Origin of the sequence: Okeania sp. SIO2F4, assembly GCF_010672385.1 — a bacterium.
GTDB lineage: Bacteria > Cyanobacteriota > Cyanobacteriia > Cyanobacteriales > Microcoleaceae > Trichodesmium.
Genome location: NZ_JAAHGT010001409.1, coordinates 1 through 1381, shown reverse-complemented (window position 1 = coordinate 1381; position 1381 = coordinate 1). Strand labels below are relative to the sequence as shown.

Annotated in this window: 2 protein-coding genes; both read left to right on the top strand. The window is 32.6% G+C overall.

The annotated features are described in order from the left end of the window. Window positions 1-542: 542 nt before the first annotated feature. Window positions 543-725 carry a hypothetical protein gene (locus tag F6K22_RS40830; protein ID WP_293110870.1) on the top strand — a complete coding sequence of 61 codons (183 nt, stop codon included), beginning with the start codon at window positions 543-545 and terminating at the stop codon, window positions 723-725. A gap of 50 nt (window positions 726-775) precedes the next feature. Then, on the top strand, window positions 776-1381 hold a 606-nt coding region (locus F6K22_RS40825), incomplete at its 3' end, for a tetratricopeptide repeat protein (RefSeq protein WP_293110868.1).

Sequence of the window (1381 nt, the reverse complement as noted above, 5' to 3'; positions counted from 1 at the left end):
GAGAAAAATTTGGTTGAAAAACTATAACCAGAGAATCAATTTCAGTAGCACAAAAGGCATCATTACTAGCTCATAGTCAAGTTATAGTAGCAACTAATTGTACTGGTTTAACCAACCTTGTATTTTGTCATCCTGGAACTAAAGTTATAGAAATTTTTTACCTAGAATATGTCATGAATTATTATTAGCTTTTGAGTAATATAGTAAGCATTCAGCCGTCAGCTAACAGCTTCCGAGACAGATTTATATTTTACACCACACAATTAATTGTATGGGTTGACAAGTCAAACAAGTTGTTTTTGTATTTCAATTTATGGCTTGAAAATGTGCTATAAGTTCAAGAAATAATTGTTTTATTCATAATTAGATATCTCAGCTGAAAGCTAATAGTTGAATGCTTACGTAATATATAGCAATCAGGAATGATTTTGAGAGAATTTAAGAAGAATTAAGAGCAATCAAAATCCTTTTATATTCTGAGTTCTGAGTTCTGAGTTCTGAGTTCTGAGTTCTGATTACCACTAAAATCTTACAACTGAAATATGATTGCTATATGTGGTTGGGAAAATTACCACTTAATAGGTAATGAATTTGATGATAACTTCTCTGGTAAACCAGCTAATAAAGATATTCTTGTTAATTTACAAAAACTACTAAACTTAATGAAATTAGCAAAAATAATCCGATATACTTGGCTCAAGGCGAGAAGAGAAGAAGAGGAATAAAAGTAATGATATAATTATCAGTAAGGTGAGCAGGAGTAACAGTAAAGTTAATGGAAAATCCACAAACGGCAGCATTAAAATTAAACCAACAAGCAGAATCTTATCTAACTCAAGGAAACTTTGATAAAGCTTATTCCACTTGTTTACAAGCTTTAGAATTAGTTCCAGATTTTCCCCCAGCTAGCAATACTATAGGGCAAATAATGGAAAAAATAGATGCCTTAGATTCGGCTATTACTTGGTACAAAAAAGCCATAGAAAAACAACCCAACTTAGCTGAAGCTCATGCTAACTTAGGGAGTGTTTATATCAAACAACAGCAGTGGGATAAAGCTGTTACCTCCTACCAAAAAGCCACCAAACTACAACCAAATTTTGCCAGTGCTTACCGTACTTTAGCAGAAATATACCATCAAATAGACAAGCCTGAATTAGCAGCTTCTTGTTGGTATAAAGCATTTACTTTAAAACCAGAATGGGCAACAGACTTAGAATATCTGAAATTAGCAAAAACTCTATTAACATACAAGCGAAAAGAAGAAGCGATCGCCTGTTATGAACAATCGCTTAAATTAAACCCAAACATCTCTCAAGCACATCATAATTTAGGAGAAATTTATAGTGGAGAAGAAAAATGGCAAGCAGCTATATCAAGA